The 23,092-nt window shown below is 71.6% G+C and carries 15 protein-coding genes; 9 read left to right on the top strand and 6 right to left on the bottom strand.

Features of this window, described 5'->3' with window-relative positions:
* Positions 1 to 175: 175 nt before the first annotated feature.
* The 5 genes from Dsi01nite_RS30445 (at position 176) to Dsi01nite_RS30425 (ending at position 6,411) form a co-directional block, all read left to right on the top strand.
* The gene (locus tag Dsi01nite_RS30445) at positions 176 to 1,423 is read left to right on the top strand and encodes a WD40 repeat domain-containing protein (RefSeq protein ID WP_203849746.1); all 1,248 of its coding nucleotides are present in this window, start codon (positions 176 to 178) and stop codon (positions 1,421 to 1,423) included.
* Positions 1,424 to 1,450: 27 nt separating this feature from the next.
* Positions 1,451 to 2,272, top strand: a complete 822-nt coding sequence (locus tag Dsi01nite_RS30440; protein ID WP_203849745.1) for an MFS transporter — start codon at positions 1,451 to 1,453, stop codon at positions 2,270 to 2,272.
* A gap of 18 nt (positions 2,273 to 2,290) precedes the next feature.
* Positions 2,291 to 2,857, top strand: a complete 567-nt coding sequence (locus Dsi01nite_RS30435) for an MFS transporter (protein ID WP_203849744.1) — start codon at positions 2,291 to 2,293, stop codon at positions 2,855 to 2,857.
* A gap of 63 nt (positions 2,858 to 2,920) precedes the next feature.
* Positions 2,921 to 5,821, top strand: coding sequence for an ATP-binding protein (locus tag Dsi01nite_RS30430; RefSeq protein ID WP_203849743.1), 2,901 nt, complete (start codon positions 2,921 to 2,923; stop codon positions 5,819 to 5,821).
* A gap of 35 nt (positions 5,822 to 5,856) precedes the next feature.
* Positions 5,857 to 6,411: an MFS transporter gene (locus Dsi01nite_RS30425; RefSeq protein ID WP_203849742.1), complete on the top strand. Its 555-nt coding sequence runs from the start codon at positions 5,857 to 5,859 to the stop codon at positions 6,409 to 6,411.
* 113 nt (positions 6,412 to 6,524) lie between these two features.
* Here Dsi01nite_RS30425 and Dsi01nite_RS30420 read toward each other — a convergent pair whose 3' ends face one another.
* The 3 genes from Dsi01nite_RS30420 to Dsi01nite_RS30410 all read right to left on the bottom strand — a co-directional run bounded on the left by Dsi01nite_RS30420 (position 6,525) and on the right by Dsi01nite_RS30410 (position 9,124).
* Positions 6,525 to 7,217, bottom strand: a complete 693-nt coding sequence (locus Dsi01nite_RS30420) for a type 1 glutamine amidotransferase domain-containing protein (RefSeq protein WP_203849741.1) — start codon at positions 7,215 to 7,217, stop codon at positions 6,525 to 6,527.
* A 108-nt stretch (positions 7,218 to 7,325) separates the two neighbouring features.
* Complete coding sequence (locus tag Dsi01nite_RS30415; protein WP_203849740.1) at positions 7,326 to 8,558, bottom strand: MFS transporter; 1,233 nt, start codon at positions 8,556 to 8,558, stop codon at positions 7,326 to 7,328.
* Positions 8,555 to 9,124, bottom strand: a complete 570-nt coding sequence (locus tag Dsi01nite_RS30410) for a winged helix-turn-helix domain-containing protein (protein ID WP_203849739.1) — start codon at positions 9,122 to 9,124, stop codon at positions 8,555 to 8,557. The genes Dsi01nite_RS30415 and Dsi01nite_RS30410 overlap by 4 nt, the downstream gene beginning before the upstream one ends.
* A 226-nt stretch (positions 9,125 to 9,350) precedes the next feature.
* Here Dsi01nite_RS30410 and Dsi01nite_RS30405 point away from each other — a divergent pair, with 226 nt between their 5' ends.
* Both Dsi01nite_RS30405 and Dsi01nite_RS30400 read left to right on the top strand, forming a co-directional pair.
* Positions 9,351 to 11,378, top strand: coding sequence for an autotransporter outer membrane beta-barrel domain-containing protein (locus Dsi01nite_RS30405; RefSeq protein ID WP_203849738.1), 2,028 nt, complete (start codon positions 9,351 to 9,353; stop codon positions 11,376 to 11,378).
* Positions 11,379 to 11,553: 175 nt separating this feature from the next.
* Positions 11,554 to 13,302, top strand: coding sequence for an MFS transporter (locus tag Dsi01nite_RS30400; RefSeq protein WP_373318871.1), 1,749 nt, complete (start codon positions 11,554 to 11,556; stop codon positions 13,300 to 13,302).
* A 61-nt stretch (positions 13,303 to 13,363) separates the two neighbouring features.
* On the opposite strand, the gene Dsi01nite_RS30395 is transcribed toward Dsi01nite_RS30400, so the two are convergent.
* Both Dsi01nite_RS30395 and Dsi01nite_RS30390 read right to left on the bottom strand, forming a co-directional pair.
* On the bottom strand, positions 13,364 to 14,551 hold the full coding sequence (locus tag Dsi01nite_RS30395; protein ID WP_203849736.1) for a hypothetical protein: 1,188 nt from the start codon (positions 14,549 to 14,551) through the stop codon (positions 13,364 to 13,366).
* Positions 14,551 to 15,066, bottom strand: a complete 516-nt coding sequence (locus Dsi01nite_RS30390; RefSeq protein ID WP_203849735.1) for a SigE family RNA polymerase sigma factor — start codon at positions 15,064 to 15,066, stop codon at positions 14,551 to 14,553. The genes Dsi01nite_RS30395 and Dsi01nite_RS30390 overlap by 1 nt, the downstream gene beginning before the upstream one ends.
* A gap of 198 nt (positions 15,067 to 15,264) precedes the next feature.
* On the opposite strand from Dsi01nite_RS30390, the gene Dsi01nite_RS30385 reads away from it, so the two are divergent.
* Complete coding sequence (locus Dsi01nite_RS30385; RefSeq protein ID WP_203849734.1) at positions 15,265 to 16,605, top strand: ABC transporter substrate-binding protein; 1,341 nt, start codon at positions 15,265 to 15,267, stop codon at positions 16,603 to 16,605.
* Positions 16,606 to 16,619: 14 nt separating this feature from the next.
* Here Dsi01nite_RS30385 and Dsi01nite_RS30380 read toward each other — a convergent pair whose 3' ends face one another.
* On the bottom strand, positions 16,620 to 21,476 hold the full coding sequence (locus tag Dsi01nite_RS30380) for an NAD-glutamate dehydrogenase (protein WP_203849733.1): 4,857 nt from the start codon (positions 21,474 to 21,476) through the stop codon (positions 16,620 to 16,622).
* A 178-nt stretch (positions 21,477 to 21,654) separates the two neighbouring features.
* Here Dsi01nite_RS30380 and Dsi01nite_RS30375 point away from each other — a divergent pair, with 178 nt between their 5' ends.
* The gene (locus Dsi01nite_RS30375) at positions 21,655 to 23,079 is read left to right on the top strand and encodes a hypothetical protein (protein ID WP_203849732.1); all 1,425 of its coding nucleotides are present in this window, start codon (positions 21,655 to 21,657) and stop codon (positions 23,077 to 23,079) included.
* The last annotated feature ends 13 nt before the right edge of the window (positions 23,080 to 23,092 follow it).

Here is a 23,092-nt window from a genome sequence, read left to right as displayed (position 1 = left end):
GGCCCCGACCGTGGCGGCGGCCCCGACCGTGGCGGCGGCCCCGACCGTGGCGGCGGCCCCGACCGTGGCGGCGGCCCCGACCACGGCCGCGGTGGTCCCGGCAGTTGTGGTGCCGGCCGAGGTGGTGCCGGCTGCGGTGGTGCCGGTGCGGGCGCGGCGGGGACGGGTGCGCATCATGGCGGGCGCCATCGCCGCGCTGGTCTTCGTGCTCGTGACGTTGGCCCTGGGCGCCTTCGCCGCCGCAGCCGCGCTCCTCATCGGTGCGGTGGTGGCAGCGCTCTGGCGCGGCCGGGGTCGCGCGGTCGCAACCGTTGTGGCCGCCGTCCTGGCCGCCGCGGTGGTGGCCGGGCTCATCTGGTACAACAGCGACGACGACAACGGCCAGGCCTCGAGCAGCGGCAGCGCGTCGTCCGGTGGCTCCGTCGAGGTCGCCGCCGGCACCAAGGACTCCACCGGCATCGGCTCCGGATCCGCCGGCGGCGCCGTCCCCGCGTTCGTCCGCACGCTGACCGGCCACACCGGCGAGGTGACCGGCCTGGCCTTCCTGCCCACCGGCGCGAAACTCGTCAGCAGCAGCAACGACAGCACCTCCCGGGTCTGGGACGTCGCGAGCGGTGCCAGCGGCACCCCGTTCACGTCCGGTCGCGGCGGGTACTGCGTCGCGGTCAGCCCGAACGGCGTCACGATCGCCACCGGCGGCAACGCCGACCAGTCCGCCCGGCTGTGGACCGCCGACGGTGGCCGCAACGCCGCCACGCTCACCGGCCACACCGCCTGGATCCACGCTGTCGCCTTCAGCCCAGACGGCAACACCCTCGCGACCGGCTCCTTCGACGCGACCGCCCGGCTGTGGGAGGCACGCACCGGCAAGACGAAGGTCGTCCTGCAGGGCCACACGAAGGTGGTGTACGACCTGGCCTTCAGCCCCGACGGCAAGACCCTCGCCACGGCGAGCGGCGACGGCACGATCCGGCTGTGGGACGCCGCGACCGGCGGCGCGCTGCGCACCATCACCACCGGCTGGACGACCGTCTCCAGCGTCGCGTACAGCCCCGACGGCACGACCATCGCCGCCGTCGGCACCGACGGGTCGACGGGCGGCATCAGGTTCTGGAACTCCGGGACGGCGGCGCAGTCCCTCGCCACCGTCGACGCTTCCTACAACGCCGAGGTGGTCCGGTACAGCCCCGACGGCCGTCACCTGGTCACCGCCGTCGGCAACGACGTGCGGGTCCTGGACGCGCGCACCGGTGCGCTGACCGCCACGCTGCGCGGCCACACCGACACCGTGACGAGCGTGGCCTACAGCGCCGACGGGACCATGCTGGCGACCGGCGGCGAGGACCGGACGATCCGCCTCTGGCAGACGGACAGCGCACCCGGGGGCGTGCCGGTGCAGCCGCCGTCCGGCGTCGGGTCGTGAGCCGCCGCGCCTGGCATGATCGTCGGTGTGACCCAGGCGCCCGGCGGTTGGTCGCGGCCGGTGGCGTTGACCGTCGCGGCCGCGTTCTTCCTCGAGCAGACCGACGCCACCATCCTGGCCACGGCACTGCCCGCGATCGCCCACGACTTCGGGATGCGGCCCGGCGACGTCGGGGTGGCGCTGACCGCGTATCTCGTCACCGTCGCCGCGCTCATCCCGGTGAGCGGATGGCTCAGCGACCGGTACGGTGGCCGCCGGGTCTTCCTCACCGCCGTCGCCGGGTTCGTCGGTGCCTCGGTGCTGTGCGGGCTGAGCTCGTCCCTCGCGATGCTGGTCGCCGGGCGGGTCATCCAGGGCGTGGCCGGCGCGATGATGGTGCCCGTCGGCCGGTTCATCGTGCTGTCGGGCACCGCCAAGACCGACCTCGTCCGCGCCGTGGCGTACCTGACCTGGCCCGCGCTCGCGGCACCCGTGGTCGCCCCGTTCGTCGGCGGCGTCGTCACCCAGTACGCCGGCTGGCCCTGGATCTTCTTCGTCAACGTGCCGCTCGGCGCGGTCCTGCTCGCGGTCGCCTGGCGGGTCATCCCGGCCACCACGCCCACCGGCCGGTCCGGCCTGGACGTGCCGACCCTGCTGCTGGTGGTGACCGGCGTCGTCGGCCTGGTGGTCGGCCTCGACCTCGTCACCGACCCGCGGCGGGCGTGGGTCGCCGCCGGCCTGCTCGCGGTCGCGGCCGCCGGGCTCGGCTGGGCAGTGCGGCGCGCCCGCCGGGCCCCGACGCCCATGCTGGACCTGCGCGCCTTCGCCCGGCCCACGTTCCGGGTGTCCGGCACCGGCGGCGTCGCGTAGCGCACCGCGGTGGCCTCGGTGCCGTTCCTGCTGCCGCTGCTGCTGCAGGACGGCTTCGGCTGGACCCCGGTCGAGGCCGGGCTGATGGTGATGTGGGTGTTCGTCGGCAACTTCGCGATCAAACCCGTGACGACGCCGCTGCTGCGCGCGCTCGGGTTCCGCCCGCTGATCGCCGCGTCCTCGGCCGGGCTGGCCGCCACGATGGTCGCCTGCGCGCTGGTCACGCCGGCCACCCCGGCCTGGGCCATTGCCGGGATCTTCCTGCTCAGCGGCGTGTTCCGGTCGGTGGGCTTCACCGGGTACAACACGCTGCAGTTCGCCGACGTCCCGGCCGAGCAGATGAACGGCGCGAGCACGCTGTCCTCGACGGTCACGCAGCTCGCCAACGGCCTCGGCGTGGCCCTGGCCGCCGTGTGCGTCCGGGCCGTCGACGCCACCGCCGGCTACCGGTTTGCGCTGCTGATCATGGCCGTGGTGGCGGTGCTCAGCACGGCGGCGCTGCTGCGCCTGCCGCCGGGCGCGGCCGAGCACGTGCGGCGCCCCGTGCCCACGCGGCCGGTGGAGCCCGAGGCGGCGCCGCGCTGACCGCCGCCCGCTGATGCACGGCCCCGGTACTCTTGGCGTGCCGTCGCCGCAGGGGGAGGGATCGTGATCGGTGCGAGAATTCGCCTGGCACTCGGATTCCTCATCGTGGCTTCGGCCGGGTGGCTGGCGGTCGGCGGAGCGTATTCAGCGCTGATCGTCGGTGGTTTGGGGGCTGTGGCGGCGTTCGCACCGGATGTGGTCGCACGCCTCGACAAACGGGCCGACGACAAGCGGGAACGACGCGCGCGCCGGCAGGAGCTCGCCGACGCCGCTGACGCCGTGGCGGACCCCGTGTTCCTCGGCATCGCGACGAGCTGGCTCCGCGCGGAACGGGCCGTCATTCCCTTCGCAGGACGAGACCGGGAGATCGACGACCTGGTCGCGTGGTGCGCCGACGGTTCCGCGGATCCGGTCCGGCTGGTCGTCGGGGCCGGCGGCACCGGAAAGACCAGGTTGGCGGCCGAACTCGCCGCGCGCATGAAGACGTCCGGTTGGTCCACCCACACCGTGGGGACCGACAAGGAGCACGGTGCGCTGAAAGCGGTGCGGGCCGCGACGAGCCGTCCGGTCCTGCTGATCGTCGACTATGCCGAAACGCGAACCGGGCTGGCCGGTCTGTTGGCGGACGTCGGCGGGCTCCCCGCAGAGCAGCGCCGACAGTGCCGGGTGGTGCTGCTGGCCCGCGACGTCGGTGAGTGGTGGGAGCGGCTCCGGTTCAGTGCCCACCTGCCCACGAGTGAGCTGGTGCGACGCGTTGCGCCGCAACGGCTCGCCCACGCGCTCGCGCCCGATCTCTCGCCGGACGACCTGGTCACTCAGGCGGTCTCCCACTTCGCGACAGCGTTGCGGGTGCCGGCGCCGGCGGAGTGGAGTGTCCAGCGCTCCGACGCCGCCGCGCCGGTGCTCGTCCTGCACGCGGCGGCGCTGCTCGTGGTGCTGCGCGAACGGGACAGGCAAGCCGGTCCCGGTGACCCGCAGCGCACCGAGGTGCGAGCCGAACGGGTGCTCTCCGAGCTCCTGTTGCACGAGGGACGCCTCTGGGCCGGTTCGCGGCCGGCACGCTTGCGCGACGTGCCCGTGCGGGGCTGGCTGCGTGCCGTCGCCTTCGCCTCGCTCGTCGCGCCGGAAACCGAGGATCAGGCCGTGGAGCTGCTGGCCAGGGTGCCGGAACTGACCGAACCGGCGGATGTGCGCCGGGACGCCGCGTGGTGGCTGCGACAGCTGTACCCGCCGGTCGGCGACGGCCGATGGTGGGGTGGCGTGACCCCTGACCTGCTGGCCGAACATCTGGTGTGCGAGGTCTTCCGGGGCGCTCCCTGGCTCGCGAAGGCATACCTGGCCGGCCTGCCGGAACGCGATGCCGCCCGCGCCATGCTCGTGCTCGCCAGAGCGGACGAGCATCACCCGATCGCACGCACCGCGATGAAGGCCGCGCTGCGTGCCGACTTCGCCGGGCTTTCGGTCGCGGCAGCCGTTGCCGGTGCCCGGGGAGGACGTCTTCCGGAGATCCTGGCCTCGGTCACCGCCGGCATCACGGCGGCACCCGCGGACTTCGTCCGGCTCGTCGACGCGATCCCCTTCCCGACGACCGTGCTGGCGCAGGCCTACCTGGCGGCCGTCACGCGGGCGCGGGACGGCCTGCCGCCCGCATCGAGCGTGCCGGTCAAGGCCGTCTGGAACGATCTCATGGGGCTCGCCCTCAACCAGACGGGCCGGCCCGCCGACGCGGTGCATCCGACGGCGCAGGCGGTCGAGGACTACCGACGTCTCGTCGCCGCCGAGCCTGACGTGTACCGGCCCGACCTGGCGAGGGCGCTGTCCAATCTCGGCGCCAGGTTGTCCGCCGGCTGGCGGCACACGGAGGCGTATGCCGCGACGGAGGAGGCCGCGGGGCTCTACCGGCAGCTGATGCGGGACGACCCGCGCGAGTATCGGCACGAGCTCGCCAGATGCCTGTCAAATCTGGTGATCATCGACATCCGGCAACAACGGTCCGAACAATGCCTCCCGCAGGCGGAAGAAGCCGTCGGTCTGTACCGGGAACTGGTCGCGGCCGATGCCCGCCCGCACGCCGCGGGACTTGGGCATGCGCTCGCGAGCCTTGCCTCGGCGCGCGCTGCGGCCAACCAGGACGGCCCGGCGGTGAGTGCCTTCGCCGAGTCGGTGGAGATCTACCGGGCCCTGGCCGCCGACGACCCGGACAAGTACCCGCGTCCACTGTTCGAAACGTTGCTGGGGTTGGCACGGACACTCGTGAAGCTGGGCCGGTCCGGTGATGCGCTCAGCACGGCGAGGGAGGCAGTCGCCGCCTACCAGCGCATACCGTTTCTCCACCGAGCGTCCTTCGACCATGCGCAGGCCGAGCTGCTCCTGCTCATCAGCCAGCTCGTCGCAGCGGACGGCGACCCGGCGGACATCGCTGCCACGATGCAGGAAGCGGCGGTCGCCTACGTCCACCTGGCCGAGCGCATGCCGAATCGCTTCGGCACCGGAGCGATGCGGATCATGCCGCCGGATCCGGACGCTGTCGACCCGCATCGCCACCTGCGGTGGCTCGTCCGTCAGCTGGTGGAGGTCGGCACTCGGCTGCAGGTGCTGGGTTGTCCCGCTGATGCGACGGCGGCGTTCAGCAACGCCATCGAGATCTCGCGAAGCATCGTGGAACATCGCATGCGGAGAGGCGCGGCTCCACCACCCCGACACGCGGACCACATCACCGAGTCCCGCGGGCTCCGCGCGGGCCTGCGGTCCGTCATGGATTCGGGCCCGGACGACCTGTGGCTGTCGCTGCACCTCTGGCTGGCCGACGCATACTCGCCCCGATACCCCGCGGCACTGGCGTCATCCATGGGGATCCTCGCCACGCACTTGGTAGATCGGGGTATTGAGCCGCGAGGAACCGCCATCCGTGAACGCGCGGACCTGCTCGCCGAAGCGCTGCGTCAAGCATTCCCCGCGACGTGAGGCAGCGCGACCATCGCCGAGGCCGGGCTGTTCGGGTGAGCCGGGAGCGTGCGCGGGACTTCCGGTCCTTGTGGTTCGGGCAGTCGGTCAGCCTGATCGGCGATCACGTGTCGCTGTTCACCCTGCCGACCGTCGCGCTGCTGACCCTGCACGCGTCGAGCCTCGAGGTCGGTGCCCTCAACGCGGCGACGACCATCGCGTATCCGCTGCTCGGGCTGTTCGTCGGCGTGTGGTTGAACCGGGTGCGGTTGCTGCCGACCATGATCGTCTGCGATGTGGCGCGCGTGGTCGCCTTCGCATCGCTCCCGGTGGCGGCCGCGGCCGGGTGGCTGACGCTGACGCAGCTGTTCGTCGTCGCGGTGTTCGCCGGTGCGTGCTCGGTCGTGTTCGACATCTCGTATCAGTCGTACGTGCCGACCCTGCTGCAAGGGTCGGCGCTGGCCCGGGGGAACTCCCGGCTGGTGGCCTCCGAAGCCGTGGCGAAGTTCGTCGGCCCGGTGCTGGCCAGCGGTCTGCTGCAATTCGGCGGCACCATCGTCGGACTCAGCGCGAACGCGTCGTCGTGCTGGTCGCCGGCACCTGCGGCCTGACCCTGATCTCGGCGATCCAACTGCCGCGCTCGAACATTCGGGGACTCAGGACCTATGCGGTCGCGCCGCCGGTGCCTGCCGTGGATTGACGAAAGTGGTGAGCGCGTCCCGGGTCAGTTGAGCACGGCGAGGAGCTGCTGGGCGAGGGGACCGGCGGAGGCGGGGTTCTGGCCGGTGTACAGGTTGCGGTCGACGACCGTGTAGGGCTTCCAGATCTCGCCGCGGCTGAACTCGACGCCGAGGTCGACGAGTTCGTCCTCGAGGAGCCACCGCGCCTTGTCGGCCAGCCCGACCGCCTTCTCCTCGTCGTTGGTGTACGCCGTGACCCGGTACCCGACGAACGGCGACACGCCCTTGTGCCTGGTGGCGAGCATCGCCGCCGGTGCGTGACAGACGACGGCCAGGGGCTTGCCCGAGTCGAGGGCCTCGGTCAGCAGCCGGCCGGACGCGGCGTCGACCGACAGGTCCTCCATCGGCCCGTGGCCGCCCGGGTAGTAGACCGCGTCGTAGTCCTCCAGGCGCGCGTCCGCCAGGTCGATGGGGGCGCGCAGCTCGTCGGCGGAGCGCAGGATCCCCTCCAGCTCGAGGGCGATCTGCTCGCTGCCCGCCATCGTGGGCCGCAGGCTCATCACGTCCACGTGCGGCACCACACCGCCCGGCGTGGCGACCACGACCTCGTGCCCGGCGCGGACGAGCGCACTGTACGGCGCCGCGAACTCCTCGGCCCAGTACCCGGTCGGGTGCCGCGTGCCGTCCTTGAGCGTCCAGTAGCTCGCGCCGGTCATCACGAACAGGATCTTCGCCATGCAGAAAGCGTTCCCAGCTCAAGAGCTTACTGCCTGATCCGCAGGGGATGATTCAACTGACGTCGTTGCGGTTACCGCCGGTGAGTGAGACGGCGATGCCGGTTGTGGTCAGGGTGCCCGCCGGCGTGATGCGAACAGCCATGCGCCGGCGGTGCCGGACAGTAGCGCGATGCAGACCAGCAGCGGGAGATAGCCGGTGGCGCCGACCACCGCCGAGCCGATGGCGATGCCTGCCACCTGCGGGGTTCTGGTGAGCATGCTCATGGCGCCGGCGGCGCGGCCCTGCAGGTGTTGCGGGGTCGTTTGTTGGAGCTTGGTCTGCTGCGCCACCACGAACCATGGCAGTGCGGCGCCGTAGAGCGCGAACCCGGTCAGCACCACGGGGAGCAGGGGCACCGCCATCAGTGCGGTGCCGACGGCCGCCGCGGTCAGACCGGTGCCGGCGGTGCGGGTCTCGCCGAAGGTGCGCACCGCGCGGGCGGCGAACAGCCCGCCGATCACCGCGCCGGCGCCCTGCAATGTGAACAGCACGCCCACGAATGCGGGTGGCCGCTGCAGGCCGTCGCTGTTGAGGGCGAACTCGGTGGGTTCGAGCAGCCCGAGCCCGAACACGGCGGTGGCGGCGGCGAGGACGATGCGGCGCAGCGCCGGAGTTTGCATGATGTGGCGCAGGCCGGCGGTGAGCGCGCGCCAGGCGCCCGGGCGCTCGTCGGTGCCGGCCATCGGGTCGGGTCGTCGGGCGCGGATCAGTGACAGCGCGACGGCTGCGATGACGAAGCTCACCGCGTCGGCGACGATCACGGGCTTTGCTCCGACGAGGGCGTACAGGCCGGCGCCGATCATCGGCGCGACCAGGTTCATGCCGTGTTTGGCGGTGGCCAGGAGTCCGTTGGCGCCGGCCAGCGACCGGTCGTCGAACACGGTGCGGATCATGGCGGAGTTGCCGGCGTTGAGCAGCGCGTAGGAGAACCCGTAGCCGAACATGACCGGGTACACCAGCCAGGCGTTGTGCGCGCCGGTGACGGCGAGGAGCACGCAGACGTTGGCGGCGCAGGCGAGGTTGGTGACGATGAGGACGCGGCGGAGCCGCAGCCGGTCGGCGAGGATCGACGAGATCGGGCCGGTGAGCCCGCCGAGCATGAAGAACATCCACGACATCGCGGCCCGCGAACTGCTGCCGGTGAGTGCGAACACCCAGATCCCCATCGCCAGCCACAGGGACGAGTCGCCGATCATCGACGTGATCTGGGCGCTGAGGAACAGTTTCGCGTCGCGCCCGGCGTACCACCGTCGTGTTGGCCCGGGCGGGGGTGCCGTCTCGGTGCCGCGGGATGTGGTCATGCCGGGTCCTGAGCGCCGTCGGGTGGCAGCGGCATGAGGTACCCGAAGAACCGCACCGGGCGGGAGCCGGCCGGGCGGCGTGACGGGTCGGTGCTGCGGTCGTGATATCGGGTCAGCACCGCGATCATGTCGTCGTGGAGCTCTCGTGCTTCCTGCAGGGTCAGGTGTGTGATGACGTTGGTGTGGCCGCTGAGGTCGAGCCACTCCGGCGGCAGTCCGGGCTGGACGTCGGCGCGGTAGCGCCGCACGGTGTCGAGGTGCCGCTCCACCATCACGTCGGTCAACGCGCGTGCGGCGTCGGCCGTCGTTTCGTCGTCGTGCGTCGCGGGCGTACCGATACCGCCGGGCACGCGTCGCCATGGCCGTTCCCGTCCGCGGCCGCCCTCGGCCTGCTCGACGAACCCGTACCGGGCCAGCAGTCGCAGGTGGAACGAGCAGTTCGCCGGTGTCTCGCCGACGCGGACGCTGGCCTGTGCCGCGGTGAGGGTGCCGGCCACCGCCAACTGGTCGAGCAGCTCCAGCCGGAGCGGATGGGCCAGGGCGCGCATCGCTCGCGGATCGGTCACCGGTCGCCCGCCGGCGTCGTTCGGCCGTTTTCCCATGGCGTCCTGTGTTTCCTGTCGACAGCGTTATCGCAACATGTGTTTCGATACTAACGACGAAGGGACGGGTGTCAATCAGCGGACAAATGCTCCGAAGGTTTCTGCAAGGTGTGCGGCAGGCCCGGCCGACACCCTGAGCCACGACTCGACCGGCCGAACCGTTCGGCCGGCGTGGCGAAAGGAAACGGCCTTGAACCGATCGACCATCCGCCGGGCGGCGGTCACCGCCCTGGTGTTCACCTGCGCCGGCCTCGGGGTGCCCGCACCTCCGGCGAGCGCCTTCGCGATCTATGTCGTCACGAACGTCAACGACGCCGGGGCCGGGTCGCTGCGGGACGCCATCGACATGGCCAACGGCAGCCCCGGACTCGACTCGATCGTGTTCGCCCTGCCCGGCGCCGGGCCGCGGGTGATCGTCCCGCAGAGCGACCTGCCGACGATCACCGATCCGCTGATCATCGCCGGCTACACCGAACCGGGTGCGTCCCCGGCGACCGCGACCACCCCGGCCACGCTCACCGTGGTCATCAACGGAACCTTCATGACCACCGGCCTGACCATCGCCGCCGACAACAGCGCCGTGTCCGGGATCGTCATCAACAGCGTCGCCGGGGCCGGCGGCGACTGCGGCGGCGCCGGCATCTGCGTGCGCGGCGATCACAACCTCATCCGCGGCAACTACATCGGCACGGGCAACGCCGGCGCGGTCGCCCTGCAGAACAACGACTCCGGCGTGATCGTCCTCGGCGCCGACAACCAGATCGGCGGCGAACTCCCGGCCGACCGCAACCTCATCTCCGGCAACCGGCTGTTCGGCGTCGAACTGCAGGGCACCGGCACCAAGGTGCTCGGCAACCGTATCGGCAGCGACGCGACCGGCGCGAACGCGCTCGGCAACGGCAGCGGCGGCATCCTGGTCAACGGTGCCAACAACACGATCGGCAGTGACCAGGCCGGCGGCGGCAACGTCATCTCCGGCAACCCCGGCATCGGCGTCGACATCGACAACGGCGCCGACTTCACGATCGTCCGCGGCAACCTGATCGGCGTCAACGCGACCGCCACCGCGGCCCTCGCCAACGACAGCGGCATCGAGGTGAGCAGCAACTCCAATGAGATCGGCGGCTTCCTCACCGGCACCGCCAACGTCGTGTCCGGCAACACCGGCGTGGGCGTCGAGGTGGACGGGATCGCCGGGTCCAACCAGATCGTCGGCAACCTCATCGGCGTCGCGCCCGGACCGATGGGCCCGGTGGACATCGGCAACGGCGACGACGGCGTCTGGCTGCGCAGCAGCACCGTCAACTTCCTGGGCACCGACGACGCGGGCGGCGGCAACACCATCTCCGGCAACGACGGCGACGGCGTCCGGGTCGACGGCAACGACCAGGACATCAAGGGCAACCGCATCGGCACGGCCGTGGGTATCGCCGGAACGCTCGTGCCGATGCCCAACACCGGCAACGGCATCACGGTCAGCGCCGACCGGACGATCATCGGCGGTGACAACCCGGAGTCGGCGAACGTGATCGGCACCAACGGCGCCAACGGCATCGAGCTCGACGCGGCCACCGACGAGACCGTGATCCGGGCCAACGCGATCGGCACCGACCCCGCCGGCACGATCACCCTGTCCAACGCCCTCAACGGCATCCTGATCACGGATGCCGACACCAACCACATCGGCTCGGTCGACCCGCTCGTCCCGCCGAACCGGATCGCCTTCAACGGCCTCGCCGGGATCGCGCTGAGCGCCGGCGCGCTCGACAACGACATCCTCGGCAACCTCAACTACGGCAACGTCGGCCTCGGCATCAACCTCGACCTGGCGCTGGCGCCGCCGGCGGTCGTGCCCAACGACTTCCAGGACCCGGACGCCGGCGCCAACAACCTGCAGAACTACCCGATCATCACGGCCGCCGCGCCCGTCGCGGCCGGCACCGCCATCAACTGGCGCCTGAACAGCACGCCGATGACCATGTTCCGGGTCGAGTTCTTCGCCGCCGCGGCCTGCGGTGCGGGCGGCATCAGCCCGGCGGAGACCTTCCTCGGCGCCGTCACGGTCGTCACCAACGCCAACGGCAACGTCGTCGCGGCGACCGTGCCGCCCGTCGCCACCCCGGCCGGCACCGTGGTCATGGCCACCGCGACCGAGATGCCGGCCGCGGCCACCTACGCCTCGACGTCGGAGATCGGCGCCTGCGTCGCCGTCGTGTAGTCCGTGAGGGCCGCCCGGCCGTCAACCGGGCGGCCCAGCGCCATGTCGTTCGGTTGGCGACCGGGACGGTCACGCGTGCGTCACAAGGCTCGCCCGTCACCCTCCGGGCGGAGGGTGACGGGCGACTACCGGCTGGCTGGTATGGCGACGCCCGGCTGGCGGGCCCGGATGACGGATGGTAGCGGCGATGGTCACGGCCTCCCGGATCCGAACACTTGAGCCCGTTGTCCTGATCCCGGCGTGTTGTGGAGGCCTTTTCATCGTGGGTGTGCAGACCGCGGCATCGGAAGCATCGGGCTCGGCGTCGTCCGCCTGGGCGCCGTTGCGTTCTGGCGCGTTCCGTGCGGTGTGGCTGATGACCCTTGCCGTCAACATCGGCAACTGGATGCAGGCGGTCGGCGCGCAGTGGCTCGTCGTCGGCGCGCCGCAGGCTGATGTGCTGATCGCCCTGCAGCAGGCCGCGGGCATGCTGCCGATGCTGCTGGTGGCCGTGCCGGCCGGCGTCATGGCGGACATCCTCGACCGCCGGCGGCTGATCATCGGGGTGCAGTTGTGCACGATGGCGATCTGCGCGGGGCTCACGATGGTGACCCTCGACGGCGCCGTGCATCCCGGGGTGCTGCTGGCGATGCAGTTCGCCCTGGGCATCAGCGTGGCGTTGAGCGTGCCGGCACTCGGCGCGCTCACCCCGGACCTGGTCCCGGGCTCGCAGCTGACGCAGGCGGCGGCGCTCGGGTCCATCAGCATGAACGTGGCACGAGCGGTCGGCCCCGCCATCGCCGGGCTGCTCATCCCGCGGATGGGACCGGCCTCGGTGTTCGCGGCCGACGGCCTGGCGGTCGCGATGTTCATCGTGGTCATGCTCCGGCTCCGCCCGGCCCACCGGCCCGCCACGCACCGCCCTGAGCGGTTCGCCTCCGGCCTGCGCGCCGGCGCCCGATACGTGCGGCACGCGCCGGTCGTACAGCGGATCATGCTGCATGCGCTGCTCTTCCTGCTGCCGGCGTCGGCCCTGTGGGCACTGCTGCCGATGTTCGCGAGCCGGCACCTGCACCTGAGCGTGGTCGGGTACGGCATCCTGCTCGCCGCACTGGGCGTCGGGGCCATCCTCGGCGCGCTGGTCCAGCCACGGCTGCGTGCCGCGCTGTGCGGCCGGCGCATCGCGCTGGCGGCCGGCGCCACGTATGTGTGCGTGATCCTCGTGCTCGCGAGCGTGCAGCAGCCGATCGTGGCCGCGGCCGCGCTGGTCCCGGCCGGCATCGCGTGGGTGGTCGCGCTCGCCCACGTCAACGCCGAGGTCCAGAACGTGTTGCCGGCCTGGGTCCGGGCCCGCGGACTCGCCGTATATCAGGTCGTCATCTTCGGTGGCCAGGGCGTCGGCGCTCTCGCCTGGGGCTTCTGCAGCAGCCAGATCGGCACCCGGTGGACGTTCGTGGCGGCTGCCGGCTGCCTGGCGGCCGGCGTCTGGGCGGCGTGGCACCGGCCGCTGCACGACACGACCCGGATGAGCCACCACCCGGCGGCGATGTACCCCGAGCACCCCGCGGTGGAGGTCGAGCCCCACCCGGACGCCGGTCCGGTCCTCGTGGTGTGCAAGTACCAGGTGGCCGAGGCGGACGAGGACGCGTTCGTCGCGGCGATGCACGACGTGGGTCGCTCCCGGCAACGGACCGGAGGGAACGGCTGGCGCCTGTCGCGTCCGCTGGGCACGGCAGGGGAGTTCGTGGAGACCTACGCGCTGCTGTCCTGGGACGAGCACCAACGCCACATCCACGACCGCAACACCACCTGGGAGAAGTCGCTGCAGGACCGTGCGGCGTCCCTCGCGGCCGGCCCGCCCCGCGTCGAGCGGTTCGTCGCCCCGGGCGCCCCCGTATCGGCGGACGACGTGCGCGCGCTCGACCTGGTCAGCGCCACCGCCTGACCGCCACGACCACCGGAGGAGGGGGTACGGCTCGAGCCGTACCCCCTCCGGGACCGTCCGGCTATGTGCAGCGCCACAGCACCGGGAGCGTGTCCTTGGCCGCGGCGGACGCCGCGTTGCCGGCGATGAGCAGACCGTCCTGGCTGATCGACTTGGGTACGTCGGCGATCCGGGCGTCGTCGTGGTCGGGCAGGCCCGGCAGTCTCAGCGTCGCCTGCCGGCTGAGCAGCAGGGTCCCGTTGCCGAACCGGTCGCTGGCGACCATCCAGCCGTCGGCGCTGATCTCCCCGCCCGCGCCGTGCGCGTCCGGCAGGGTCTGCACCTCGCCGGTGCGCAGGTTCCACCGTGCCACCACGCTCGTGTGCTGCGTCTCGGCGGCGCCGCTCACCCAGTCGCCGGTGATCCCCGCGGCGTGCGCCCCGGCGGCGGGGACGCCGTCGGTGACCGGCAGCGGCAGTTCCCGGCGCGTGCCGTCGGTGGACCAGACGTACGCGTGGCTGGTGTTGGTCTTCGTATCCCGGATCGTGCCGACGATCGTCCTGCCGTCGGCGGTGATGTCGGTGGCCTGCCCTTCCCAGGTCCCTTCGGGCAGCGGGAGGGCCGCCGGCGCGCCCGACGCCGAACGCCAGAGCACCGGCAGCCCGTCGTCCGAGCCGACGATGACGCCGCCGTCGCTGATCGCGGCCGCCGAGGATCGCTTGCCCGGCAGCGGCACGGCTGCGCCGCCGCCGTACAGCCACGCCTGGCCGTTGCCGGAGCCGACCACGACGCCGCCGGCGTTGACGTCGGTGGGTATCTGCTGCTCGCCCGGCAGGTCGACCCGGTGCAACGCGCCCCGGTCCCAGATCAGCAGGTCGAAGTCCGACGTGCTGTCCGGGTGCGCGGTCCGGCCCACGACGTACCGTCCGGTCGGCGCCATCGCCATCACCAGCGTCCGCGCGCCGCCCGCCGGCAGCGCGAGCCGTTCGACCGCGCAGTTGGTGGGTACGACCGGCGCGGGGCCGGCGGTGGATTCGGCGGTGGATCCGACGGCCGGCTGGTCCGCCTGGCCCGGCGCCACGCTGAGCACGATCGGGACGCCGGCCAGCACCAGTGCCGTGACGCCGCCGGCCGCCGCCATCCAGGCGCGTCGGCGGGCCGCCCGGCGCCCCATCCGGACGATGTCGTCGGCGAGGTACGGCAGCGGCTCGGCGATCGAACCGGCCCGCTGCTCCAACGTGCTGCTGAGTCGTTCGTCCAGTCGGTCCATCACAGCGTCACCGTTTCCTGTTGTGCGTCCTCGTCCTGGAATTGCCGGCGGAGCGAGCCGAGCGCTCTGGAGGTGTGGCTCTTCACGGTGCCCCGCGAGATGTTCAGCGCGTCGGCGATCTCCGTCTCGGTCATGCCCTCGTAGTAGCGCAGCACCAGCACCGCGCGCTGCTTGGCCGGCAGGCCCCGCAGGTGCTGCCACATCGCGTCCTGCTCGATGCGCGCCGCGATCTCGTCCGAGCCGCTGCGCTCGGGCAGCGTGTCGACCGGTCGCTCCCGGTAGGGCCGGCTGCGCCACCACGACGTCGCGGTGTTCACCATCGCGCGCCGCACGTAGCCCTCGGCCGCGGCCGGGTCCTTGATGCGCCGCCATTTCTGGAACGCCTTGAGGAGCGTGACCTGCAGCAGATCCTCGGCCTTGCTGCGGTCGCCGACCAGCAGGTACGCGCTGCGCAGCAGCGCGGGCGACCGCGCCGTCACAAACGCCCGGAACGCGTCCTCTGCGGAATCGTCCATCAACCCTCCACGCCGTACCGACGACAACATCGCAGTGAAGGACGCAACCTTGCGCTCACCGGTTGTCATCCGCGACAGGGGATTCGCGGCGGAGGATCTCCGCAAGGTTTCCTCAATGTTCCTGGTGGCTGCTGGCCAGGTGGCGGCGGGGTGCTTAGCCTCTGGCGAGTCTGGTTCGAGGGGTGAAAGGCAGGTGTCGTGGGACGCAGAACCTCGATGGTCGGGGCATTGATCGGGGTGGTGGCCCTCGTCACCGGCTGTGGCACGCAAGCGGGTGACGGTGCGGATTCGCACAAGCCGCTCGTGGTGCGGCTGTACGGGTCCGACGCGAACATGACGAACTCGCTCAGGGACAAGCTCGCCGACGCGCCCGGCGTGTTGAACGGGATGACGGGGACCGCGCCGCTGCTCGCGTTGCCGGAGTCGTTCAAGGCGCGGCTGCGGGGGATCAATCCGGCGCTCGTGGACTATGGGTACGCTGCCGAAGCGTACGACGCGGTCATCCTGGCGGCACTCGCGGCCGAGTCGGCGCGCACCACCGAGCCGGCGCAGGTCGCGAAGTACATCGTGGGCGCGTCGACGTCCGGCACGGTCTGCGACACTGCCGCGGCCTGTCTGGCGCTGGCCAAGGCGGGTAAGGACTTCGCGTACCGTGGTGTCTCGATGCGCCGCAGCGGACTCAACGACACCGGCGAGCCGTCGTCCGCCTCGTACGGGGCGCTGCACTTCGGCCGGGACAACACGATCAACGACAACCTGACGGAGTACATCGGCGCCGGCGACGAGTCGCTCGCCTCGACCGCGGCCGGGCCGCCGTTCCCCTCGTACCCTTCCGGCAGCGGCAGGAAGAAGCCCGCGCCGCTCAAGGTCGGCGGCCTCATGCCGCACACCGGACGGCTCGCCTATCGCAGCCCGCCCCGCTTCGCCGCGGCCAGGCTCGCCGTCGCCGATGTCAACGCCGCCGGTGGCGTGCTGGAGCAACCGGTCGAGTGGGTCGACGGCGACGACGGCACCGACGCGACGGTCGCCGCCGCCACGGTGGACCGGTTCGTCGGCCTGGGCGTGCAGGTCATCATCGGCGCGTCGTCGTCGAGCGTGACGAAGGCGGTCATCCCGAAGATCGTCGCTACCGGCCGGATTCTCATCTCCCCGTCGTCCACATCGGACGAGCTGGCCGCCGTCGCCGACAACGGGCTGTTCTTCCGCACCGCACCCGCCGACACCCTGCAGGCCCGCGCCCTCGCCGACGTGATCATGCGCCACGGCCCGCACAGCGTGACCATCCTGGCCCGCGAGGACGCCTACGGTCTCGGTCTGCAGACCAACGTGAAGGCCAACCTGGTCGCGGCCGGCATGCCCGAGTCCGCGATCAACCTGGTGTCCTACGCGACCACGATGGTCGACTTCACCGCCATCGCCACCCGCGTGCGGACCAACGCCCCCGAGGCGGTGCTGATCCTGGGGTACGACGAGACCGCCCTCATCGTGAAGGCGCTGTTCGCCCAGAAGATCGGCACGGCGGCCGCCCTCAACATCTGACCTCGGCGTGAGGGTCAGGCGGCCGAGGTGCGGACCAGCGTCCTGATCTGGCGGAGCAGCACCGAGATGACGGCCAGGTCGCCCCGGGACTCGGCGAACTCGCCGATGGCGTTGCGGGTGCGGGCGATCAACGCGGCGTTGCTCTGCTCCCATTCGTGGACGCGGGTCTCGGCGTCGTCGGGGGCGGTCGCGTTGAGGACCTCCGCCGTCAGGGCGGCCAGCGCGGCGTACAGGTCGTAGCGCAGCGCCATGCGGGCGAGCGTCTGCCAGCGGTCCTCGCGCGGCAGGCGGGAGATCTTCGACAGCAGGTCGTCGACCCGGTACCGTTCCGACAGCACGTAGTAGACCGTGGCGACCTCGTTGACGTCCCGGCCGGTCTGCGAGGCGACCTCGACGATGTCGAGGAGACCGAAGCCGTACATGATCCGGGTTGTCGTGTCGGCGATGTCTGCCGGCAGGCCCAGCCCGCGCAGCGCGGCCGCGTGGGTGTGCAGCGCCTCGCGCTCCCGGCCGCGGAACAGCGTCTCCAGCTGCGGCAGCAGGCGCGAGACACCGGGTCGCAGGCGGGCGATCTCGCCGGGGACGTCGATCGGCAGGCGCCGGTTGGAGACCAGCCAGCGGACCGCCCGGTCGAGGAGCCGGCGGGTCTCCAGGTTGACAGCCGTCTGCGCCTCCGTCGGGACCTGGTTGTCGAGTGCCTCGACGGCGCGGCGGAGCTCGCCCAGCCCGTACACGTCCCGGGTCACCACCGACGCCCGGAGGATGTCGGCGGCGCCGGCCCCGGTCTCCTCGGCGGCGCGGTGGAAGAACGACGGGTCGCTGCGGTCGACGGCCTCGTTGACCAACTGCGTGGTGACGATCTCGCGGCGGAGCGGGTGCTCGGCCATGGCCGCCACGAACCGCTCCCGCAGCGGGGTCGGGAAGTAGTCGATGAGCACGTCGGTGGTCCAGTCCTCGTCGGGGAGGTGGGAGTCGAGGATCTCGTGCTCGAGGACGATCTTCACGTAGGACAGCAGGACGGCGAACTCCGGCGAGGTCAGCCCGACGTCGGCCGCGGCCCGCGCGTCGAGCTCCTCGTCGGTCGGCAGGCCCTCGAGGGCCCGGTCGAGCTGGCCACGGCGCTCCAGGTCGGCGATGAGCCGCTTGTGCACCGGCAGCAGCGACCGGGACTGGGCGCGGGCGTGGCCGAGCGCGGTGGCCTGGTCGTAGTTGTCCTTCAGGACCAGCTCGCCGACCTCGTCGGTCATCCCGGCGAGCAGCGCGTCGCGGTCCTCCGGGTCGAGCGCGCCGTCGACGATCGCGCGGTCGAGCAGGATCTTGATGTTGACCTCGTGGTCGGAGCAGTCGACGCCGGCGGAGTTGTCGATGAAGTCGGTGGCGATGTGGCCGCCGCGGAGCGCGAACTCGATCCGGCCGCGCTGGGTCAGGCCGAGGTTGCCGCCCTCGCCGACGACCTTGGCGCGCAGCTCCCGCCCGTTGACCCGGATGTGGTCGTTGGCCTTGTCGCCGACGTCGGTGTGCGACTCGCTGGTGGCCTTGACGTAGGTGCCGATGCCGCCGTTCCAGAACAGGTCGACGGGGGCGGCGAGGATCGCGTGCATCAGCTCGTTGGGCGTCAGTGCGGTGACCGCCGCCGGGATGCCGAGCGCGTCCCTCGCCTCCGCGGAGATCGGGATCGACTTCGCCGTCCGCGGGTAGACGCCGCCGCCAGCGGAGATGATCGACCGGTCGTAGTCGTCCCACGAGGACCGGGGCAGCGCGAAGAGCCGGGCCCGCTCCTCGAACGACGTCGCGGCGTCGGGTTCCGGGTCGACGAAGATGTGCCGGTGGTCGAACCCGGCCACGAGCCGGATGTGCCGCGAGAGCAGCATCCCGTTGCCGAACACGTCTCCGGACATGTCACCGACCCCGACCACCGTGAACTCGGTCTGCTGGGTGTCGACGCCGAGCTCGCGGAAGTGCCGCTTGACCGACTCCCAGGCACCCCGCGCGGTGATGCCCATCTTCTTGTGGTCATAGCCCGCCGAGCCACCGGACGCGAACGCGTCACCGAGCCAGAACCCGTACCGCACCGAGATCTCGTTGGCGACGTCGGAGAACGTCGCGGTGCCCTTGTCGGCGGCGACGACGAGATACGGGTCGTCGGGGTCGTGGCGGACCACGCCGGGCGGCGCGACCACCTTGCCACCGTCGAGGTTGTCGGTCACGTCGAGCAGGGCCGAGATGAACAGCCGGTAGCACTCGGAAGCCTCGTCCCGGTCGCCCGGCTTCTCCTTGAGGACGAACCCGCCCTTGGCGCCGGTCGGCACGATGACCGCGTTCTTGACCACCTGCGCCTTGACCAGGCCGAGGATCTCGGTCCGGAAGTCCTCGCGCCGGTCGGACCAGCGCAGCCCACCCCGCGCCACCGCGCCGAAGCGCAGGTGCACACCCTCGAACCGCGGCGAGTAGACGAAGATCTCGAACTTCGGCCGCGGCGCCGGCAGGTCGGGGATCGACTGCGGGTCGAGCTTGAACGCCGTGTACGACTTGGGGCGCCCCTGCTCGCCGCGCTGGAAGAACGAGGTGCGCAGGGTGGCCTGGATGACGTGCAGGAAGGAGCGCAGGATGTGGTCCTGGTCGAGGCTGGTCACCGTGTCGAGGTCCTCGTTGATCGCCGCGGCCATCTCCTTCGACCACTCCGACCGCGCCGTCTCGGACAACCGCAGCCGCAGGTCGAAGCGGGCCGTGAACAGGTCCACGAGCTTCGAGGCGATCGCCGGGTACTGCAGGAGCGTGGTCTCCATGTAGTCCTGCGAGAACACCGTGCCGGCCTGGCGCAGGTACTTCGCGTAGGCCCGCAGGACGACGACCTCGCGCCAGGTGAGGCCGGCCTTCAGCGCCAGGGCGTTGAACCCGTCGACCTCGGCCTCACCGTGCCAGGTGGTGGAGAACGCGTTCTCCAGGTGGGGGCGCACCTCGGTGATCGCCCGCGCGTCGGCGGGCAGCTGCAGCCCGAAGTCGTAGAGGTAGATGGTGCCGTCGGAGCGGACGATCTCGTAGGGCCGCTCGTCGGTCACCCGCACGCCGAACGAGTGCAGCACCGGCAGCACGGCGGAGAGGGTCATCGGCTCGCGGTAGCGGAACACCTTGAAGCGGATGTCGCTTTCCGCCCGGCGGCGCAGGTAGACGTGGATCACGAGCTGGCCCGGCACGTTGAGCAGCTCCAGCTTGGCGAGGTCCTGCACCGCCTCGTTCGGCGTGTGGTCGTTCTTGTACGTGTCCGACAGCGCGCCGCCATACCGCTGGTAGAGCGCCTTGGCCTGGTGCTCCTCCACGATCTTGCGAGCCAGCATCAGCCGGAAGTCGTCATCCCACAGCCGGGTGGCGTCGGAGAGCCGCTCGGTGAGACGGGGGACGTTGATGTCGCCGGGCGGGTTGCCGGGCTCGGTCCGCACGATGAAGTGCACCCGGGCGAACTTCCACTCGCCGACCCGGGTGGTGTAGTCGATGCCGACGCCGTTGAGCTCGGCGAGGAGGATCTGCTGGATGCGCAGCCGGTTGGCGGTGGTGAAGCGGTCCCGGGGCAGGTAGACGAGGCAGGAGATGAAGCGGCCGTAGGCGTCGCGGCGCAGGAACAGCCGCAGCTGCCGGCGGCCGGCCAGGCGCAGGACACCCATGACGACTCCGAAGAGCTCGTCGGTGGTGATCTGGAACAGCTCGTCGCGCGGATAGGTTTCGAGGGTCTCCAGGAGCTCCTTGCCGGAGTGGCTGCGCGGCGACAGCCCCGAGCGCTCCAGCACCTCGGCGACCTTGCGCTTGACGACCGGCAGGTCACGGACGCTGGTCCGGTAGGCGGCCGTCGAGAACAGCCCGAGGAACCGCCGTTCCCCGACCACCTCGCCGTCGGCGTCGAACAGCTTGAACCCGATGTAGTCCAGGTAGGCCGAGCGGTGCACGGTGGCCCGCGAGTTGGCCTTGGTGACGATGAGCAGACGCTTCTCCAGCGCCTTGGCGTAGGCCTCGGCGGTCATCGAGCTCAGCATCCGCGGACTGGTCTGGTCGGCCCGCAGGATACCCAGGCCCGAGCCCAGCACCGCCTGGATCAGCTCCGCACCGTCGTCGCTCTTGACCAGCCGGTATTCCCGGTAGCCGAGGAACGTGAAGTGGTCGTCCACCAGCCAGCGCAGCAGCTCGACGGAGTCGGTGACGTCCTTGTGCGGCACCGGCAGCTGCGCACCGCCGAGCTCGTCGGCCAGCGCGAGCGCCCGCATGCGCATCCTGGGCCAGTCCTCGACCGCCGCACGCACGTCATCGAGCACCCGGGCCAGGTCGTTTCGCAGCTCCTCGAGATCGTCCTCGGCACGGATCCGGTCGAGCTCGATGCGGATCCAGCTCTCCACGATGTCGCCGGGCTCGGCGTCCGCGGGCTCGAGGCCGGCCCGGACCCGCTCCAACGCACCCAGCGGCGCCCGCCGCACGACGACGAGCGGGTGCACCAGCATGTTGACGTCGATGTTGCGGGACGACAGGGCACTGGTGACCGAGTCGACGAGGAACGGCATGTCGTCGGTGACGATCTCAACCGATGTGCCACCGACCGCACTCGTGCCCAGACGCAGCTTCAACTCGCCGGGCACCCGCTGCTGGGCCAGCTCCAGGTGCGACCGCGTGGCCTCGACCATGCATGCCACCTGGCAACCGGCGAGCTCCTCGTCGGGCACGAGGCGCCAGTAGTGTCCGACCAGCTCGGGATCGGCGTCCCGAGCTGCCGCCAGAACGGCGGCCTCCGCGACCAGGTGCTCCGCATCGGGCACGTACTGCTCTACCTCGTCGTCGACCGCAGGTTCAGCAATGCCGGCGCTCACCCGGCTGGCCGTCGGCCAGTTCATCGGTGGTAGCCTCCCCCCAAATCTGCTCGAAAGAGGACAAGGTGGTCGCTTCTTGTAGTGTCTCTCGGCCCGCTCCTGACCTCCAGTTATTGGCGTAGGAAGCTCTTGGGGGTTGAGGTGCCGCTCACTGTCCGGCGGCACTGCATCGGGGTTCGTGGAGACGCTCAAAGGGGTATCGATGGCGACCGAGGAAATGCTGCGGGGTCTGTTGCCATGGCAGCACGTGGCGTTCGCGGCGGGGTGCGTGTATCGGGTGGCGCCGTTGGTCGAGGCGTTCGGCACCAGGTATGAGCGGTGGACCTGGCGGGACGCGGTCGCGGTGCTGCTCGACCCGCAGGGGCCGCCGGCCGGTGCGGCGTGCGAGCCGCTGCTCGCCCAGCTGCGGGTCGTGCAGCGCGACCCGGACGTGATGGCGACCCCGCAGTTCCTCGACGCCGCGATGAGGACCCTGCGCGCCGCCCTGCGTGCCGGTCAGGCCGATGCGGACGAGTTGTCACTCAGCGCGGGATGGGCCGCGGACGAGGTCTTCGAAAGCGTCGACGTCGACCCGGCGCGTTGGGCGGCGGCGGAGATCGACGCCCAGCAGCGGACCGTCGATGCGATGCGCGGCGGTTCCTGGGCGGACGCGGTCGGTTTCCTCCGGGGCGATGCCACGGACCTGACCGGGCTCGTCGAGCGGTTGGCGGCGCTGGGCAAGGTGCGCGGGGCCGGGGCGTTGCCGCCCCGGGTCGTCCCGCGCCGGCGGCACGCGGGTCACGGGGGCGTGGCGCTGCCGGTGTCCCCGCAGCAGCGTAGGACGCTCGTCGAGGCGGACGAGCGGGAGTTCGTCCCGGACGGTCAGGGCCGCACGCCGTGGCGGACCGGTGACGTGGTGGAGCTGTCGTGCGGATTCGTCGACGCGACCGTGTTGCAGGCCGACGACTACGGCACCGGCCTGGCCGTGCCGTGGCATCCCGGCGAAGGCTGGTATCTGCCGGCCGAGGAGGGGCCGGGCACGTGGAACCCGTACACCCTCGAACCGCCGGCGGCGGCGCTGAGCGACGATGACAGCTGCCGGGTCGGGATCGCCCCGCAGGTGGTCTACCTCGTCGAGGCGTTCGTGTTCAGCTCGAAACGGCGGCCGCTGCCGCAGCCGATGATGTCGGTGCTGCCGGCCGGCGTCGCGCCGCTCGGGGGCTACGGGCGATACACCAACCCGGTCGAGGTCTACCTCAACCCGGTCCAGGTCGTGCTGCACCATCGGGCGTATCCGTGGCTGCGGCCCGGCGACCGGGTCCGGGACGCCGCCGGGACCGAGCTGGTCTTCCACCCGCCGATGCTGTTCCTGACCGACGCGGCGGAGGCCGCCGTCCAGGACCCGCTCGCCTGGCCGGCGGCGACCATGCCGCAGTGGCCGCTCACCCTGCTGGATCGCGAAGGGCATGCGCCGAGCGCCGATCAGGTGGCGTCGGTCGCTGCCGCCACCGCGGCCGGCTGCCACGACGAACAGCTCGACGCCTGGGAGCTGCACGCCGGGGTCCGCCTCCCGGGCGAGGACCAACTCGCGCCCTGCTTCCTGCGGATCGGCCCGGTGCCGCAGCACATCACCTACCGCCCGATGTAACGCCGCGTGGCCG

The organism is Dactylosporangium siamense, assembly GCF_016862795.1.
Lineage (GTDB): Bacteria > Actinomycetota > Actinomycetes > Mycobacteriales > Micromonosporaceae > Dactylosporangium > Dactylosporangium siamense.
Note: the sequence above shows the minus strand (reverse complement) of the source record. Positions and strands in the feature narration are given on the sequence as shown.

Excerpts from the sequence above, each read along its gene's own strand:
- Dsi01nite_RS30445 (WP_203849746.1), top strand. The coding sequence starts at position 176 with ATGGCGGGCGCCATCGCCGCGCTGGTCTTCGTGCTCGTGACGTTGGCC.
- Dsi01nite_RS30420 (WP_203849741.1), bottom strand. The coding sequence starts at position 7,217 with ATGGCGAAGATCCTGTTCGTGATGACCGGCGCGAGCTACTGGACGCTC.
- Dsi01nite_RS30415 (WP_203849740.1), bottom strand. The coding sequence starts at position 8,558 with ATGACCACATCCCGCGGCACCGAGACGGCACCCCCGCCCGGGCCAACA.
- Dsi01nite_RS30400 (WP_373318871.1), top strand. The coding sequence starts at position 11,554 with ATGGTAGCGGCGATGGTCACGGCCTCCCGGATCCGAACACTTGAGCCC.
- Dsi01nite_RS30395 (WP_203849736.1), bottom strand. The coding sequence starts at position 14,551 with ATGGACCGACTGGACGAACGACTCAGCAGCACGTTGGAGCAGCGGGCC.
- Dsi01nite_RS30390 (WP_203849735.1), bottom strand. The coding sequence starts at position 15,066 with ATGGACGATTCCGCAGAGGACGCGTTCCGGGCGTTTGTGACGGCGCGG.
- Dsi01nite_RS30380 (WP_203849733.1), bottom strand. The coding sequence starts at position 21,476 with ATGAACTGGCCGACGGCCAGCCGGGTGAGCGCCGGCATTGCTGAACCT.
- Dsi01nite_RS30375 (WP_203849732.1), top strand. The coding sequence starts at position 21,655 with ATGGCGACCGAGGAAATGCTGCGGGGTCTGTTGCCATGGCAGCACGTG.